General features: G+C 70.9%; 14 protein-coding genes and 1 riboswitch. Of the genes, 7 read left to right on the top strand and 7 right to left on the bottom strand.

Going from position 1 to position 16,219, the window contains the following annotated elements; all coding sequences use genetic code 11:
• Nucleotides 1-438: 438 nt before the first annotated feature.
• The 6 genes from BJ961_RS06180 (at nucleotide 439) to BJ961_RS06155 (ending at nucleotide 7,589) form a co-directional block, all read left to right on the top strand.
• Nucleotides 439-1,203: a GntR family transcriptional regulator gene (locus BJ961_RS06180; protein ID WP_271320296.1), complete on the top strand. Its 765-nt coding sequence runs from the start codon at nucleotides 439-441 to the stop codon at nucleotides 1,201-1,203.
• A gap of 146 nt (nucleotides 1,204-1,349) precedes the next feature.
• Entirely contained in the window at nucleotides 1,350-1,649 is a 300-nt protein-coding gene (locus tag BJ961_RS06175; RefSeq protein WP_271320295.1) for a DUF3311 domain-containing protein, read from the top strand.
• Nucleotides 1,646-3,256 (top strand): monocarboxylate uptake permease MctP, encoded by a 1,611-nt coding sequence (gene mctP / locus BJ961_RS06170; protein WP_271320294.1) that lies wholly within the window; start codon nucleotides 1,646-1,648, stop codon nucleotides 3,254-3,256. Before BJ961_RS06175 ends, mctP begins: the two co-directional genes overlap by 4 nt.
• A 78-nt stretch (nucleotides 3,257-3,334) precedes the next feature.
• Complete coding sequence (locus tag BJ961_RS06165) at nucleotides 3,335-3,841, top strand: GNAT family N-acetyltransferase (protein WP_271320293.1); 507 nt, start codon at nucleotides 3,335-3,337, stop codon at nucleotides 3,839-3,841.
• Nucleotides 3,842-3,907: 66 nt separating this feature from the next.
• Nucleotides 3,908-4,051: riboswitch (cobalamin riboswitch) on the top strand.
• A gap of 128 nt (nucleotides 4,052-4,179) precedes the next feature.
• The gene (locus BJ961_RS06160; RefSeq protein WP_271320292.1) at nucleotides 4,180-6,576 is read left to right on the top strand and encodes a ribonucleoside-diphosphate reductase subunit alpha; all 2,397 of its coding nucleotides are present in this window, start codon (nucleotides 4,180-4,182) and stop codon (nucleotides 6,574-6,576) included.
• Entirely contained in the window at nucleotides 6,576-7,589 is a 1,014-nt protein-coding gene (locus tag BJ961_RS06155) for a ribonucleotide-diphosphate reductase subunit beta (protein WP_271320291.1), read from the top strand. The genes BJ961_RS06160 and BJ961_RS06155 overlap by 1 nt, the downstream gene beginning before the upstream one ends.
• Here BJ961_RS06155 and BJ961_RS06150 read toward each other — a convergent pair.
• Nucleotides 7,502-7,750, bottom strand: coding sequence for a hypothetical protein (locus BJ961_RS06150; protein ID WP_271320290.1), 249 nt, complete (start codon nucleotides 7,748-7,750; stop codon nucleotides 7,502-7,504). The genes BJ961_RS06155 and BJ961_RS06150 overlap by 88 nt on opposite strands.
• Nucleotides 7,751-7,842: 92 nt before the next feature.
• Between BJ961_RS06150 and BJ961_RS06145 the strand changes: the two genes are divergently transcribed.
• Nucleotides 7,843-8,811 carry a GlxA family transcriptional regulator gene (locus BJ961_RS06145; RefSeq protein ID WP_271320289.1) on the top strand — a complete coding sequence of 323 codons (969 nt, stop codon included), beginning with the start codon at nucleotides 7,843-7,845 and terminating at the stop codon, nucleotides 8,809-8,811.
• A gap of 3 nt (nucleotides 8,812-8,814) precedes the next feature.
• Here BJ961_RS06145 and BJ961_RS06140 read toward each other — a convergent pair whose 3' ends face one another.
• The 6 genes from BJ961_RS06140 to BJ961_RS06115 all read right to left on the bottom strand — a co-directional run bounded on the left by BJ961_RS06140 (nucleotide 8,815) and on the right by BJ961_RS06115 (nucleotide 16,200).
• Nucleotides 8,815-10,191 carry a bifunctional albaflavenone monooxygenase/terpene synthase gene (locus BJ961_RS06140; RefSeq protein ID WP_271320288.1) on the bottom strand — a complete coding sequence of 459 codons (1,377 nt, stop codon included), beginning with the start codon at nucleotides 10,189-10,191 and terminating at the stop codon, nucleotides 8,815-8,817.
• A complete protein-coding gene (cyc1, locus tag BJ961_RS06135) occupies nucleotides 10,188-11,273 on the bottom strand; it encodes an epi-isozizaene synthase (protein ID WP_271416977.1) in 1,086 nt (361 codons plus the stop codon). Before cyc1 ends, BJ961_RS06140 begins: the two co-directional genes overlap by 4 nt.
• Nucleotides 11,274-11,532: 259 nt before the next feature.
• A complete protein-coding gene (gene def / locus BJ961_RS06130) occupies nucleotides 11,533-12,183 on the bottom strand; it encodes a peptide deformylase (RefSeq protein ID WP_271320287.1) in 651 nt (216 codons plus the stop codon).
• 153 nt (nucleotides 12,184-12,336) lie between these two features.
• Entirely contained in the window at nucleotides 12,337-13,317 is a 981-nt protein-coding gene (locus tag BJ961_RS06125; RefSeq protein ID WP_271320286.1) for a tetratricopeptide repeat protein, read from the bottom strand.
• Between the two features lie 114 nt (nucleotides 13,318-13,431).
• Entirely contained in the window at nucleotides 13,432-14,769 is a 1,338-nt protein-coding gene (locus tag BJ961_RS06120; RefSeq protein WP_271320285.1) for an HD-GYP domain-containing protein, read from the bottom strand.
• 105 nt (nucleotides 14,770-14,874) lie between these two features.
• On the bottom strand, nucleotides 14,875-16,200 hold the full coding sequence (locus BJ961_RS06115; protein WP_271320284.1) for an HD-GYP domain-containing protein: 1,326 nt from the start codon (nucleotides 16,198-16,200) through the stop codon (nucleotides 14,875-14,877).
• Nucleotides 16,201-16,219: the final 19 nt, after the last annotated feature.

Genomic DNA, 16,219 nt, shown 5'->3' with positions numbered 1-16,219 from the left:
GATGCCACAAAACCCCCCTGCCTCCCCGCGGTTGCTCGTCGACGCGGACCGCCCATGGGGCCGGGACCTGGACCAATGGTGTAGACCAGTACGGGGAGCTTGGCCCAGACCAATAGGACTGTCAAGGGTGTTCAAACCCAGTCCGGCCGTCCGTGATGGGACCGAGATATGCAGGGACCTTTCATTGCGCAAGCGGCAGATCGGGCGGACCGGGACCGGGTGTACCACCCCCCACCGAATGACGTGCCGGTACGGTTCCGAACGCGCGTACCAGCGGCGTCGAACCCGCCTGTGGACTAGACCAAGGGGGGTCTCGCAGGTATACAGAAGGGATCACGGAGCGTGCGGGGTCACCCCGGCGCGAAGCCGTGCCACGATGTGAGCCGTGGCCGACAGGGTTAGCGGTCGCTTCGGCACCCGGAGCCGGGAAGGCAGAGCATGAGCACCGACGTCAGCAGTGCGGAGAACGAGGGTGGGGCGACCGTCCGTACCGCGCGCGTGCCCAAGTACTACCGTCTGAAGAAGCATCTGCTCGACATGACCCGGACCCAGACGCCGGGCACGCCGGTCCCACCTGAGCGCACACTGGCCGCCGAGTTCGACACCTCGCGCACCACCGTGCGCCAGGCTCTCCAGGAGCTGGTCGTCGAGGGCCGCCTGGAGCGCATCCAGGGCAAGGGCACCTTCGTCGCCAAGCCCAAGGTGTCGCAGGCGCTGCAACTCACCTCGTACACCGAGGACATGCGCGCCCAGGGCCTCGAACCCACCTCGCAGCTGCTGGACATCGGCTACATCACCGCCGACGACCGGCTCGCCGGACTGCTGGACATCACGGCCGGCGGCCGGGTGCTGCGCATCGAGCGGCTGCGCATGGCCAACGCGGAGCCGATGGCCATCGAGACCACCCACCTCAGCGCGAAGCGCTTCCCGGCCCTGCGCCGCTCGCTGGTGAAGTACACGTCCCTCTACACCGCGCTCGCCGAGGTGTACGACGTCCATCTCGCCGAGGCCGAGGAGACCATCGAGACCTCCCTGGCCACCCCGCGCGAGGCCGGTCTGCTCGGCACCGACGTCGGTCTGCCGATGCTGATGCTCTCCCGGCACTCGCGGGACCGCACCGGCCAGCCGGTGGAGTGGGTGCGGTCGGTGTACCGGGGCGACCGCTACAAGTTCGTGGCCCGCCTCAAGCGGCCGCAGGACTAGAACATATCTGCCATACCATCCCGCGCGCAGGCGCGAAGTTGCAGTTGAGGACCGATATACGGACGAGGTCTTCCGCTGTCTCGACACCGTCACCTACATTTCGTGCGCACTGCACGAGGTGATCAGCGAGGGGACGGAGCCGCCGCATGTCAGAAGACACAGAAGTGAGCACGGAGCCGGTGGTGACGCCGGTGCGCGTCGTCATCGGGCTCTGTCTCGTCGCACCGTTCGTCGCCATGCTGTGGGTCGGCTCTTACGCGAAGACGGACCCGGCCTTCATCGGCATCCCGTTCTTCTACTGGTACCAGATGGCCTGGGTGCTGATCTCCACCCTGCTGACCGTGACCGCGTACAAGCTGTGGCAGCGCGACCAGCGCGGGCGTGCCGCCCACTCCGCCGCCGCCTCCTCCGCGCCCTCCGCTCCGAAGGGCGGTGAGTCGCGATGAACGACGGCGTGAACGGCGTCGCACTCGCCGTCTTCATCCTCTTCTTCGTCCTCGTGACCGCCATGGGCTTCCTGGCCGCCCGCTGGCGCCGGGCCGAGAACGAGCACAGCCTCGACGAGTGGGGCCTCGGCGGCCGCTCGTTCGGCACCTGGGTCACCTGGTTCCTGCTGGGCGGCGACCTGTACACGGCTTACACGTTCGTGGCCGTCCCGGCGGCGATCTACGCGGCGGGCGCCTCCGGCTTCTTCGCGGTCCCGTACACGATCCTGGTCTACCCGCTGATCTTCACCTTCCTGCCCCGCCTGTGGTCGGTGTCGCACAAGCACGGGTACGTCACGACCTCGGACTTCGTGCGCGGCCGGTTCGGCTCCAAGGGCCTGTCGCTGGCGGTCGCCGTCACCGGCATCCTGGCGACCATGCCGTACATCGCGCTCCAGCTGGTCGGCATCCAGGCCGTCCTCGACGTGATGGGCGTCGGCGGCGGCGAGGACACCAACTGGTTCGTCAAGGACCTGCCGCTGCTGATCGCCTTCGGCGTGCTGGCGGCGTACACCTACTCGTCGGGGCTGCGCGCGCCCGCGCTGATCGCGTTCGTGAAGGACACGCTGATCTACATCGTCATCGCGGTGGCGATCATCTACATCCCGATCAAGCTGGGCGGCTTCGACGACATCTTCGCGGCGGCGAGCGACAAGTTCACCGAGTCGGGCAAGGGCGGGGTGGTGCCGGACGCGGGGGGCCAGTGGACGTACGCGACCCTCGCGCTCGGCTCGGCCCTGGCGCTCTTCATGTACCCGCACTCGATCACCGCCACGCTGTCCTCGCGCAGCCGTGAGGTGATCCGCCGCAACACGACGATCCTGCCGCTGTACTCGCTGATGCTGGGTCTGCTCGCGCTGCTGGGCTTCATGGCGATCGCGGCCGGGGTGAAGGTGGACAACGGCCAGCTGGCGATCCCGCAGCTGTTCGAGAACATGTTCCCGGACTGGTTCGCGGGCGTGGCCTTCGCGGCGATCGGCATCGGCGCCCTGGTCCCGGCGGCGATCATGTCGATCGCGGCCGCGAACCTCTTCACCCGCAACATCTACAAGGACTTCATCAAGCCGGACGCCACACCGGCCCAGGAGACCAAGGTCTCCAAGCTGGTGTCGCTGCTGGTGAAGGTGGGCGCGCTGATCTTCGTCCTGGGCATGGACAAGACCGTCGCGATCAACTTCCAGTTGCTCGGCGGCATCTGGATCCTGCAGACCTTCCCGGCCCTGGTCGGCGGGCTGTTCACCCGCTGGTTCCACCGCTGGGCGCTGCTCGGCGGCTGGGCGGTCGGCATGGTCTACGGCACGGTCGCCGCCTACGGGGTCGCCTCGCCGACGCAGGCGCACTTCGGCGGCTCCTCCGACGAGATCCCCGGCATCGGCGAGATCGGCTACATCGGTCTCACCGCGTTCGTGCTGAACGTCCTGGTCACGGTGGTCCTCACCTTCGTCCTGAGGGCGGTCAAGGCGCCCGACGGCGTCGACGAGACCAAGCCGGGCGACTACACGGCGGACGCGGGCGACGCCGGTGTCCAGGTGGAGCTGCCGCCGGCCACGGCGGGCAGCTCGCACTGATCCCCGCCGCGCGAACGAGACGGGCCGTCGGAGAAATCCGGCGGCCCGTTGTCGTACCCGTCGGGCACACTCGGCGTCATGGACTTCGTCATCCGGCGGGCAACGGCCGAGGAGTACGACACCCTCGGCGAGATCACCGCGCAGGCCTACCTGCGCGACGGCCTCCTCGACTTCGGGGAGAGCGACTCCTACCTGGACGAGCTGCGCGACGTGGCCAAGCGCGCCGCGGCCGCCGAGGTGCTGGTCGCCGTGGCCGACGGCCGGGTGCTCGGCGGCGCGACCTTCGTGCCGTGCGGCGGCCCCATGGCGGACATCGCGCGCCCCGGCGAGGCCGAGATACGCATGCTCGCCGTCGACCGCGAGGCACGCGGTCGCGGGGCGGGCGAGGCCCTCGTGCGGGCCTGCGTCGACCGCGCGCGGGCCGTCGATGGCTGCCGGAGCGTCGTGCTGTCGACCCAGCGCACCATGCGCACCGCCCACCGCCTCTACGAGCGCCTGGGCTTCGCCCGCACGCCCGACCGCGACTGGAATCCCCTGCCGGAGCTGGACGACATCATGCTGCTCACCTACGAACTGACGCTCTGACACGGGGCGCGGCACCCTGCCTGGACACAACATCTGGGGGTGCTCGCGTCCCCCGGCACAAGATGTATGCTCGTGCTCGCTGTCGCCGCAGGGGAATCCGGTGCGAATCCGGAACTGTCCCGCAACGGTGTACTTGCGTGCATCCGTACGTCTTCACACGTGCGCGCACGCCTGTCCAGTCCGAGGACCTGTCGACAGTGTGCCCGGCCGTCCCGGTCCGGGTGCCATGACGTCCGGGCCTCGTGGAGTGGGCCGGTGGACGCGACGCCGCGTGCGCTCGTGAGCTGCCCCCTGCCCTCCCTCCGCCAGGCCCCGTGCCGAGCGAGGGAGTGCCCCACGTGACCATCGCGCCAGCCGACCCGGCTTCAGCGACGCCGGTGACCGCCGTCCCGGTGACAGCCGCGCCCGCGGCCGAGGAGTCCGACGGCCCCGGTGCCGCCCTGCTGCGGACCCTGACCGGGCTGACCGCCGACCTTCCCGGTGCCGACCCCGGCCGGGTGGCCGCCGCCGCGCTGCGCGGCCGGTCCGCCCGCGCGGACGAGGCGGAGCTGCGCGAGCTGGCCACGGAGGCGGCCGCCGGGCTGATCTCCGAGGACCCGGTCTACTCCCGGCTGGCCGCCCGGCTGCTGACCGTCGGCATCCGCGCCGAGGCCGCCTCCCAGGGCGTCGTGACCTTCACCGACTCCGTCGCCACCGGCCACCGCGAGGGCCTGATCGCCGACCGCACCGCGGCCTTCGTACGGCTGCACGCGGACCGGCTCGACGCGCTGGTCGACCCGGCCGCCGACGACCGCTTCGGCTACTTCGGACTGCGCACCCTGTACAGCCGCTACCTGCTGCGCCACCCGATCACCCGCAAGGCCGTCGAGACGCCCCAGCACTTCCTGCTGCGGGTCGCCGCCGGACTCGCCGAGGACGACTCCCCCCGCTCGGTCGACGAGGTCGCCGCGCTCTACGGCCTGATGAGCCGCCTGGACTACCTCCCCTCCTCCCCCACCCTCTTCAACTCCGGCACCCGGCACGCCCAGATGTCGTCCTGCTACCTCCTGGACTCGCCCAAGGACGAGCTGGACTCCCTCTACGACCGCCTCCACCAGGTCGCCCGCCTGTCCAAGCACGCCGGCGGCATCGGCATCGCCTACTCCCGCGTCCGCGCCCGGGGTTCGCTGATCCGCGGCACCAACGGGCACTCCAACGGCATCGTCCCGTTCCTGAAGACGCTGGACGCCTCGGTCGCCGCGGTGAACCAGGGCGGCCGGCGCAAGGGCGCGGCGGCGGTCTACCTGGAGACCTGGCACGCGGACGTCGAGGAGTTCCTGGAACTGCGGGACAACACCGGCGAGGACGCCCGCCGTACGCACAACCTGAACCTCGCGCACTGGATCCCGGACGAGTTCATGCGCCGGGTGGACGCCGACGGGACCTGGTCGCTGTTCTCCCCCTCCGACGTGCCGGAACTGGTCGACCTGTGGGGCGAGGAGTTCGACGCCGCCTACCGCGGGGCGGAGGAGGCGGGGCTCGCCCGCAGGTCGCTGCCCGCCCGGGAGCTGTACGGCCGGATGATGCGCACCCTCGCGCAGACCGGCAACGGCTGGATGACCTTCAAGGACACCGCCAACCGGACCGCGAACCAGACGGCGGCCCCCGGGCACGTCGTCCACTCCTCGAACCTCTGCACGGAGATCCTGGAGGTCACCGACGACGGGGAGACGGCGGTCTGCAACCTGGGCTCGGTCAACCTCGGCGCGTTCGTCGACCCCGCGAGCGGCGACATGGACTGGGACCGGCTGGACGCCACCGTCCGCACCGCCGTGACGTTCCTGGACCGGGTCGTCGACATCAACTTCTACCCGACCGAGCAGGCGGGCCGCTCCAACGCCCGCTGGCGTCCGGTCGGCCTCGGCGCGATGGGCCTCCAGGACGTCTTCTTCCGGCTGCGCCTGCCCTTCGACTCGCCCGAGGCGAAGGCCCTGTCGACCCGCATCGCCGAGCGGATCATGCTGGCCGCGTACGAGACGTCCGCCGACCTGGCCGAGCGGAGCGGCCCCGCCCCGGCCTGGGAGAAGACCCGTACGGCCCGGGGTGTGCTGCACCCGGACCACTACGGCGTCGAGCCCGTCTGGCCGGAGCGCTGGACCGCGCTGCGGGCACGCATGGCCACGACCGGGCTGCGCAACTCCCTGCTCCTGGCGATCGCCCCGACCGCGACCATCGCCTCCATCGCCGGGGTGTACGAGTGCGTCGAGCCGCAGGTGTCCAACCTGTTCAAGCGCGAGACGCTGTCGGGCGAGTTCCTCCAGGTCAACTCGTACCTGGTGGACGACCTCAAGCGGCTCGGCGTGTGGGACGCGCGCACCCGTGAGGCGCTGCGCGAGGCCAACGGCTCGGTGCAGGGCTTCTCCTGGATCCCCGAGGACGTCCGCGCGCTGTACCGCACCGCCTGGGAGATCCCGCAGCGCGGCCTGATCGACATGGCCGCCGCCCGCACCCCGTACCTCGACCAGGCCCAGTCGCTGAACCTGTTCCTGGAGACGCCGACCATCGGGAAGCTCTCCTCGATGTACGCGTACGCCTGGAAGCGGGGCCTGAAGACCACGTACTACCTGCGCTCGCGCCCCGCGACCCGCATCGCCCGCGCCGCGGGCCGAGCCGCCGTTCCCGAGCAGGCCGCCCCGGATCCCGAAGCGGTCGCCTGCTCCCTGGAGAACCCCGAGTCCTGCGAGGCCTGCCAGTAATGACCGAGAACACCAAGAACCTGCTCGACCCGGGCTTCGAGCTGACCCTGCGTCCCATGCGCTACCCGGACTTCTACGAGCGCTACCGGGACGCCATCAAGAACACGTGGCACGTGGAGGAGGTCGACCTCCACTCGGACGTCGCCGACCTGGCGAAGCTCAGCCCCGAGGAGCAGCACCTGATCGGGCGGCTGGTGGCCTTCTTCGCCACCGGTGACTCGATCGTCGCGAACAACCTGGTGCTGACCCTCTACAAGCACATCAACTCGCCCGAGGCGCGGCTGTACCTGTCCCGCCAGCTCTTCGAGGAGGCCGTCCACGTCCAGTTCTACCTGACGCTGCTGGACACCTACCTGCCCGACCCGGAGGACCGTGCCGCCGCCTTCGCGGCCGTGGAGAACATCCCCTCGATCCGCGAGAAGGCCGAGTTCTGCTTCAGGTGGATGGACTCGGTGGAGTCGATCGACCGCCTGGAGACCAAGGCCGACCGGCGCCGTTTCCTGCTCAACCTGGTCTGCTTCGCCGCGTGCATCGAGGGCCTGTTCTTCTACGGCGCCTTCGCCTACGTCTACTGGTTCCGCAGCCGGGGTCTGCTGCACGGCCTGGCCACCGGCACCAACTGGGTGTTCCGGGACGAGACCATGCACATGTCCTTCGCGTTCGACGTCGTCGACACCGTGCGCAAGGAGGAGCCGGAGCTGTTCGACGACGCGCTCCGGCGGGAGGTCACCGACATGCTGAGGGAGGCCGTCGAGGCCGAACTGCAGTTCGCGCGCGACCTGTGCGGCGACGGCCTCCCGGGGATGAACACCGACTCGATGCGGCAGTACCTCGAGTGCGTGGCCGACCAGCGTCTGACGCGGCTCGGCTTCGCCCCGGTGTACGGCTCCGAGAACCCCTTCTCCTTCATGGAGTTGCAGGGGGTTCAGGAGCTGACCAACTTCTTCGAGCGGCGTCCTTCGGCGTACCAGGTGGCGGTGGAGGGCACCGTCGACCTGGACGAGGACTTCTGACTCGGCCGGTTCCTCTCGCCCCTGTCCTCCTGGGCCTGCCTGATGCGGCGGTCGACGCGCTTGTCGCGCACGATGCCGATCACCGACGGGAGGACCATGAGGACGAGGAGTCCGAAGGTCGCGAGCATTCCGACGAGGGCTTCGATCTGGTTTCCGTTCATGACACCACTGTCGCGTCGGATACTCCTTACCGGGAGTGGCAGGACTGCCGTAGGGCCTCGATTTCCTGCCACTTCCGGGGCACACTGGCGGCATGTTGCAGAACGTGGCCGCGGTCCTGCTGGACGGGGTGCACCCTTTCGAACTGGGCGTCGTCTGTGAGGTCTTCGGCATCGACCGGACCGACGAGGGCCTGCCGAAGTACGACTTCGCGGTGGTGTCGGCGGAGGGCCCGACGCTGAGCACCCATGTCGGCGGGCTCTCCGTCCGCACGCCGTACGGTCTCGACCGGCTGGCGGAGGCCGACCTGATCGCCGTGCCGGCGGGCAGCGACTTCGTCCGCCGGGACTACCCGCCCGCACTGCTTAACGCCCTGCGGCAGGCCGTGGACCGGGGCGCACGCGTCCTGAGCGTGTGCTCCGGGGTCTTCGTGCTGGCCGCCGCCGGACTCCTGGACGGGCGGCGGTGCGCGGTGCACTGGCACCACGCGGCCGAGCTGGCCCGGCAGTATCCGGGGGCCCGGGTCTCGCCGGACGTGCTCTACGTCGACGAGGACCCGGTGATCACCTCGGCCGGGACCGCCGCGGGCATCGACGCCTGTCTCCACATCGTGCGCAAGGAGCAGGGGCCGGAGGTCGCCAACCGGATCGCCCGGCGCATGGTGGTGCCGCCGCACCGGGACGGCGGGCAGGCGCAGTACATCGAACGGCCGCTGCCGCGCTCCTCCTGCGACACCGTCGGCGAGGTGCTGGCCTGGATGGAGCAGCACCTCGACGAGGAGGTCACCGTCGAACAGCTCGCCGTCCGGGCGCACATGTCGCCGCGCACCTTCGCCCGCCGCTTCCAGCAGGAGACGGGGACGACCCCCTACCGGTGGATCCTGCGCCAGCGGGTGCTGCTGGCCCAGCAACTGCTGGAGGCGACGGACGAGACGATGGACACGATCGCCTGGCGCACCGGTTTCGGTACGGCGGCGGCCCTGAGGCACCAGTTCACCCGGGCCCTGGGCACCACCCCGCACGCCTACCGGCGTGCCTTCCGAGGCCCGGAGGCCGCCGCCTGAGCGTCACCTCTCCACCGGCCTGACCAGCAGGTCGTGCGGCCGCAGGGTGATGCCGACCCGGACGGCGTCGTTCGAGCCCGCCACCTGCTCGAAGCGGTACCTGGTGGCGAGCGCGGCCGTGATCAGAGTCAGCTGCGCCATCGAGAAGTGGTCACTCGGGCACTTCCGTTTGCCGGCACTGAACGGCTTCATGGCGTATTTCGGAACATTCTTCGCGCGTTCCGGGAGCCACCGGTCGGGGTCGAACTCCAGGTTGTCGTCGTACGACTTCGGATCGCGTTGGATTGCATACGGACTGTAGATGATGTCCGCCCCGGCCGGAATGCGATAGCCACCGAGTTCACTCTCGGCCATCGCACGCCGCGTCAATACCCATACGGCCGGCCGCAAACGCATGGCCTCGACGATGACATTGCCGGTGTGCGTGAGCGCGCGGACGTCTTCGAATGCCACGGGGCGTCCGCCGGTGACCGCTTCGACTTCGTCGCGTATGCGGTCGGCATGTTCCGGATGCGCGGCAAGTGCCTGGAGCAACCACATGATCGTGGAGGCAATGGTTTCACTTCCGGGGGTGAGTATCGCGACGACCTGGTCGTGGATCTCCTGTTCCCCGATCGGGTCACCATTGTCGTCCTTCGCCTCCAGCAATGCCGTGAGCAAATCGTCCGGCTTTTGACCGGATGCGCGACGCTCGGCGATGATCTCGTCGACCAGCAGGTGCAGATCGGCCAACGCGTCGTTGAATCGGCGGTTGGCCGGAAGCGGCAGCCGGTACAGCGGTCCGAGCGGGACGACCATCCGCCGGTACATGCCCCGGAAGACGGTGGCGAGCGCCACGCACAGCCGCTCGGCCCGCTCGTCCATGTACTGTCCGCGCAACAGGCAGCGGGCGGCGACGCGCACCGCGACCCGGAAGGACTCGGAGGTGGCGTCGACGGTCCGCCCCGACTGCCAGCGCTCGACGAGCGCGTGGGCCTCCTCCTCCATGATCGGGCCGTAGGCGGGGATGGCGTCGAGCCGGAACGCCGGCTGGATGGTGCGCCGCTGGCGGCGGTGGAGCGGGCCGTTGGCGGTCGCCACGCCCTCCTTGCCGAGCAGTCCCTCCAGCGACTCCCAGAGCGGGCCGGCTATGTGGTAGTCGGGGCTCAGCGCGAGGGCGCCGGTGAGCTCCGGGTTCGTGACCGCGTAGACGGTCTTCGGGCCGAGCTTGATGCGCACGATGTCGCCGTGGTCGCGCAGTTGGGACATGAAGGCCAGCGGGTCGCGGGCCAGCCTCCAGCCGTGGCCGAGCAGCGGCACACCGCCGCCCGCGACGGGTGGCTCGCGCAGTTCCGGTGCCGCCTGTGAGCGGGTCTCGGGGTTGACGGACTCGACGGTCATTTCTCACCTGCCGCTTCGTTGTTGACGTACGGGGGCGTGGACCGGTCGTCCCAGCTGTCGACCATGTACCGGCCGGACTCGTGGTGGAACCAGTAGACGGAACTGAACCAGTTCCGCATATTGCCGACGTTGGCCCGCACGGCGCCGCTCAGTTCCTTTCCGTGCACGGTTCCGTCGGCGAGTTCGTCGGCGAACCGTAAGGCGTCCTGTTCCACTTCGAGGAATTCGGTGATGCATTCCTCGACGCGTCGCCGGACTTCTGCGATGGCTTCTTCCAGCGTGAGTGAATGATGCGTGATGAGGCTGATGCCGAGATTATGGACCTCGTCTCCCGCGATCTCCTTCGGAAGTGAGCAGAGGTCGTTGTACCAGGCGGCGAATTCCTGACTCAGCAGCGCCGCCCGGCGATATGCCGGGTGTTTCCTTACCGGGTCCGGGAGTTCGCGGCCCGAGCTGGGTTCCAGCAGATCCGTCCAGATCCAGTGCGCGAACGTGAGCCGGCGCAGTTCGAGGTACTCCTCGACGCCGGGCACGATGGTGCGGGTGCGGTTGTGGAATTCACGGTCGTACGCCTCGATCACCGCGTGGAAGTGCCGGGCGAACCGGTCGTTCCACGTCCGGGGCAGGAAGGCGTAGAGCCGCCGCACGCTGTCGGCGAACCCGGCCACCAGCGCGTCCTCGTGGTGCAGATGGTCCCCGGGTGAGTCCAGCGCAGTGTGCAGGCGGCCGCGCAGCCGCCCCCAGGCGGCGGAACGGCCGTGGACGATGTCGCGGTCGTGCCGGTCGTCCCAGACGAAGAACCACGCGCTGTAGTCCGCTATCGCCTGCATGACCTCGTCGGGGGCGCCCAGGTAGTACCCCGCCATGAGGTCCGTGTAGCACAGGCCATCGGCATATTCCGCGACCTTGTCCGCCGGCATGAGCCGCTTTTCGAGCAGCCAGGCGCGGGTCGTCTCCTGGAGCTTGGGCCAATACGGATGCAGTTTCCGGGGAAATGCCGCCTCGATCACCGGAAGACGGAGCGATGGCGGTACTGCGATCGCGGTCGGTGTCGCTGTGGTGCCGTGTGAGAAAGCATGCACGAACAAACCCCTCTCAGCCGCCGGTGGCGCACCCCTCTCGCTGAGCGGGGCGTGCGCCGTTGCGTATCCCCGCACTTCCCATTCAGCACCACAACTGACCGTTCTGGGAACGGATTTGCTTCATTCACTACCCCTCGGTGCCGGAATTCTCCTGTTGTGTGGCGGCTTTCCACTGGCGCGCACAGACGAACGGCGCCTGCCCGGGGAAGACCCGGACAGGCGCCGTGCGCATGGGAGACGTGAGGCGGGTGAGGCGGTGTCAGTCGTTCGCGACCACGGGGTAGCGGGGCTCGTTCTCGGCCATCTGCCGCAGTGCGTCCTTGCGTTCGCGCTTGGAGAGCCGGTCGATGTACAGGTACCCGTACAGGTGGTCCGTCTCGTGCTGCAAACACCGTGCGAAGTACCCGGTGCCGCGCACCTTGACCGGGTTGCCCTGCTCGTCCTGCCCGGTCACCTCGGCGTAGTCGGGGCGGGCGAGCGGCGCGTAGGCGGTCGGCACGGACAGGCAGCCCTCGTTGCTGTCGTCCAGGCGGCGGCTGTCGGCGGGCAGTTCGACCAGCTTGGGGTTGCAGACCACGCCGACGTGGCGGACGCCCTCGTCGTCGGGGCAGTCGTAGACGAAGACCTTCCGGGAGACGCCGATCTGGTTGGCGGCCAGGCCCACGCCCTCGGCGGTGCGCTGGCTGGCGAACATGTCGGCCACCAGCTGCTGGAACTCCTCGCCGAAGTCGGTGACGTCCTCGCACTCCTTGTGCAGCACCGGATTGCCGACCACCGTGATCGGACGCGAGGTGCCGCGCCCGCGCCAGTCGGCCTCACGCTCCTCGCAGTCCTCGGTGTCGACGACGAACCCCTCGTCGTCCACGGGGAGCACGCCCGGGTGCTGCTGATCGGTGTCCTGCTGGGCCATGACCGACGTATGCCTTCCTGGGTGAAACCGAGGTTGATGCTTGATACAGGGTACGGGGGGCACGCCCCCGAAAGGGGCGCGGGCCAGTGTCGCCATGCGGCTCCGCAGCGTGGGCGCGACCAGCCACGACGTGGCCGCACTCGTAGGAAAACCTCAGCAGACCTCTTCCAGGTCCCGCCAGTCGCGCGAGTCCGGGCTGTCGGCCACCCAGCCGTCCAGCAACCCCTTCACCAGCCCGGCCGGCGCCGCCACCCCGCACTCCCGCTCCGGCACCCACAGCTGCCCGTCGGTGCGGTGCCCCAGCGGCCCGGGGTGGCCGGGTTCGCTGTGGTCGTGCGGGTCGAGGTGCTCGCCCTCGCCCTCGTCGGACGGCATCCGGGACTCCGAGCACATCCGGCACAGCAGCCGGACGGAGGACGACCAGTCCTCGGCGGCGAACCCGGCGTCGGCGGCCAGCTGCTCCAGGGCGTCCCGGTCGGACTCGGTGGCGGCCTCCAGGAGGACCACCCAGGTGGGCACGGGCGAGGGCGCCCACAGCTCGATCTCGTCGAAGACGGGGTAGGAGTGCCCGGCCGACGTCGTCCGCTCGCCGTGCGGCACCCCGTCGTGCAGGACGACCTCGCCCCAGCGCCGCCCGGAGGACGGCAGCGGGATGGACAGCACTTCGACGCGGGCGGGGTCCAGCCGCCGCCCCCACACGACCTCCGCCTCGCCTTCCGGGGACAGTCGTACGGCCGCGCTGCCGAGGTCCATGCCGAGCGGCTCACCGGCGTCCGTGGCGTCTCCGGGGGCGCGCAGCCCGTAGGCCTGCCAGGCCCGGCGGGCCAGGGGCCAGTCCTGCAGGGCGGTCGCGGCGATGCCGACGTTCCACCAGTCGGGCGCTCCGGTGTCCCGGCCGAGCAGCGCCACGGCCCGCAGACCGGCCGCCCTCGCCTGCTCCCAGTCGTGGCGGAACTTGTGCAGCAGGGCCAGGTTGAACCAGGACTCCGACAGCCAGGGCTCCAGGTCCGCCGCCCGCGTCAGCAGCGCCCCCGCGTCGTCGTAGCGACCGTCGCCGATCAGCGTGAACGCGCGGTCGGTGGCCTGCCGCCAGGAGGCGGAGGGCCGGTGCCGTGCCTTGCCGAAGATCCTCACGATTCCCGCCTGCCAGTTCCGTTTCAGTGGGCTGGCTGTGCCTTTCGCGCCCCCGGACACCCTCTCCCGGGCATCAAACCACGTACGGCTGTAGGGGCGCTCATTACCCATGGGTTACCCAGCCGTGCGCATGGTAAGGCTGCCGCGGGAAAGGACCCGGGCCAGTGCCTCCACCACCTCGGGAGCGTAGTCGCCGGCGGTGGCCAGGCGCAGCTCCTCCAGCGCCGTCAGGACACCGCCCGGACCGGCGTCGCGCGCCTTCTCCTCGTAGGCGTTCACGACGCGCACGATCCGGGCCGCGACCGGCTGTTCCCGGCAGGGGTCGGCCTGCCGCTCCACCACCACCGCGACGGCCGCCTCGACGCCGGTCTGGCGGACGACGGCGCCGCCGAGCAGCGCGATCCGCCGCTGTTCGGCGAGGGGCAGGCCGGCGGTGGCTCCCGCCGGGACCGGGTCGACGAGGCTCAGCTGGCCGATGTCGTGCATGAGGGCCGCGTATTCGAGCACGGTCAGTTCGGTCCCGGTCAGCCCCAGGTCCCGTCCGACGGCCACGCCGAGTTCGGCGACGCGGTGGGCGTGCCCGGCCGGGGTGTAGCCGGCGATCTCGGTGGCGCGGGCCAGGGAGGCGATGGTCTGCCGGTAGGTGGCGCGGACGGCGGCGTAGCGGCGGTAGGACAGCTGGGCGAGCAGCAGGGGCACCGAGAAGACGGGCAGCGCCCACAGGCCCGCGACGCTCACCGCGAGCGCCATCACGGCGCCGGTGGCGCACACCGCGGAGGTGATCCCGACCATGCCGCGCAGCTCGTCCCGCAGCAGCGGTCCGAAGGGCCAACCGGTGCGCACGTGCGCGGGTGCCGCGGCGAGTACGGCGTCGCACAGCGTGGTCAGGGCGAGCAGCGCGATCAGCAGCAGCGCGTAGGCGGGGCCGCCCCAGTCGCGGAAGACCCCCTGGTTGGACAGCGGCTGGAAGCACACGGCGGCGAAGGCGACGGTGAGTACGCGTCGCGCCAGGTGTTCGAGGACGGGTCCGTCACCGCGGGCCACGTGGGGCACGCTGCCGAGCAGTGAGGCGGCGAGCACGACGGTGACGGTCTGGGCGGCGCCGTGGTGCGCCGGCTGCCCGGCGACGTCTCCGAGCAGCGCGTACGCCAGTGCTCCGGCGGCTCCGAGCGGAGCCGCCTCCCGGGCCTCGGCGCCGGTCCGCCGGGTCAACTCGCCGAGGGCGACGAGGGCCCCGAAGGCGAGCGCGACGGGCCGCTGCTCGGGTCCCGACCACAGCACGGAGGCGAGGCACCCGAGCGCGAGGAGCCCGGCGCAGCCGGGGACGAGGAGCAGCGCCGGCGGGACCGGGGACCGGGGTGGGGCGCCGGTCCTCGTCCCCGTGGCCTGGCGCTCCCGCCGGGGCGGGGCCGGGAAGGACAGCGGGATCCGCGACCGGAAGGGCGGCGTCATGGCGCCCCCGGCCCGCACGGCCGGCACGCTCCGCGCCGCCGCGTCGCTCCGCCGGGAGCCGCCGGCCCGCGCTCCCCGTTCGCGCGCGGGGGACTCCCGCCTCCGTCACGGCGCCCCCTTGCCGACGCTGTCCCGCGCGCCCTCGTCGAGGCCGGGTGACGGGGCGGCGGGGAGGGCCGACATGCCGTCCGCCGTCACGGACGGGCGCCAGCCGTGGCGGGCGAGGGCACGGACCAGTGCCCGCACCATCCGGGGGTCGAACTGCCGTCCGGCGCACCGCTGGAGCTCCTCCAGCGCCGCGGCGACGGGGCGGGCCCTGCTGTAGGAGCGGGTGGACGTCATCGCGTCGAAGGCGTCGGCCACGGCCACCACCCGCGCCGACTCGGGGATCCGGTCGCCGGCCAGTCCGTAGGGGTAGCCGCTGCCGTCCAGCCGTTCGTGGTGGTGGAGGACGGCGGCGCGGGCCTCTCCCAGGAAGCGGATTCCGCGGACCATCTCGTGCCCGTACTCGGGGTGCAGTTCGATCACCCGCCGCTCCTCGGGCGTCAGCGGCCCGTCCTTGCGCAGCAGCCGGGTGGGCACGCCGAGCTTGCCGACGTCGTGCAGGATCCCGGCGAAGCGGAGGGTCTCGACGCGTTCGCCGTCCATGCCCAGTTCGTGGGCGATCATCATCGAGGCCCGGCCGACGCGTTCACTGTGGCCGCGCGTGTAGCCGTCCTTGATGTCGACGGCCTGCACCAGCGCGCGGATGGTCGCCTGGTGCGCCGCCTGCTCGCGGTGGTACTGGGCGAACGCCCACCAGGCCACGCACATGGGCAGCAGGACGAGCAGCGCGGCCACCGGACCGTACGGGCTGCGCCACAGGACCGCCATCATCAGTCCGGCGAGCCCGTGCACGGCGATCGGCGCGAGGGACCGGGAGAACAGCCCCCGCCAGGCCCGCCGGGCCGGCACGCGGTCGGCGAGGGCGAGGATCCCGCCGTCCAGCAGGGTGAGCACCAGGCAGAACGCGAGCACCGCGGCCCCGGCCGGCAGGAGCGCGTACGGGAAGTCCGGCTCGACGACCGCGTCCCGCCCGTCGAGCCGCCAGTGGACGCAGGCGGCGGCCCACACGGCGAGGGTCAGCTGCGCGGCCCGCCAGACGCGCCGCAGGCCGAACGGTCGCCGCGGCACCGGGGAGAGCAGGGCCCCGGGCAGGGCCACGAGCGCCGCGGCGGGCGGCGGCAGCAGGAAGGCACCGGCGAGCAGGACGGGATAGCAGGTGCCGACGAACCGGGACCGCGCGACCAGCTCGGAGCCCGCGTACAGCCCGGCGAGCAGCAGGACCGCCCACCAGGGCGCGTGGACCGACGGCAGGGGGCGCAGGCTGAGCAGGGCGACGAGGGCGACACAGGCGACGTACGCACGCGCCCGCGCCGGTACCGCGTCCATGAGCCCCTCCCCCGGCCAT

The organism is Streptomyces lienomycini (assembly GCF_027947595.1).
Classification (GTDB): domain Bacteria; phylum Actinomycetota; class Actinomycetes; order Streptomycetales; family Streptomycetaceae; genus Streptomyces; species Streptomyces lienomycini.
Note: the sequence above shows the minus strand (reverse complement) of the source record. Positions and strands in the feature narration are given on the sequence as shown.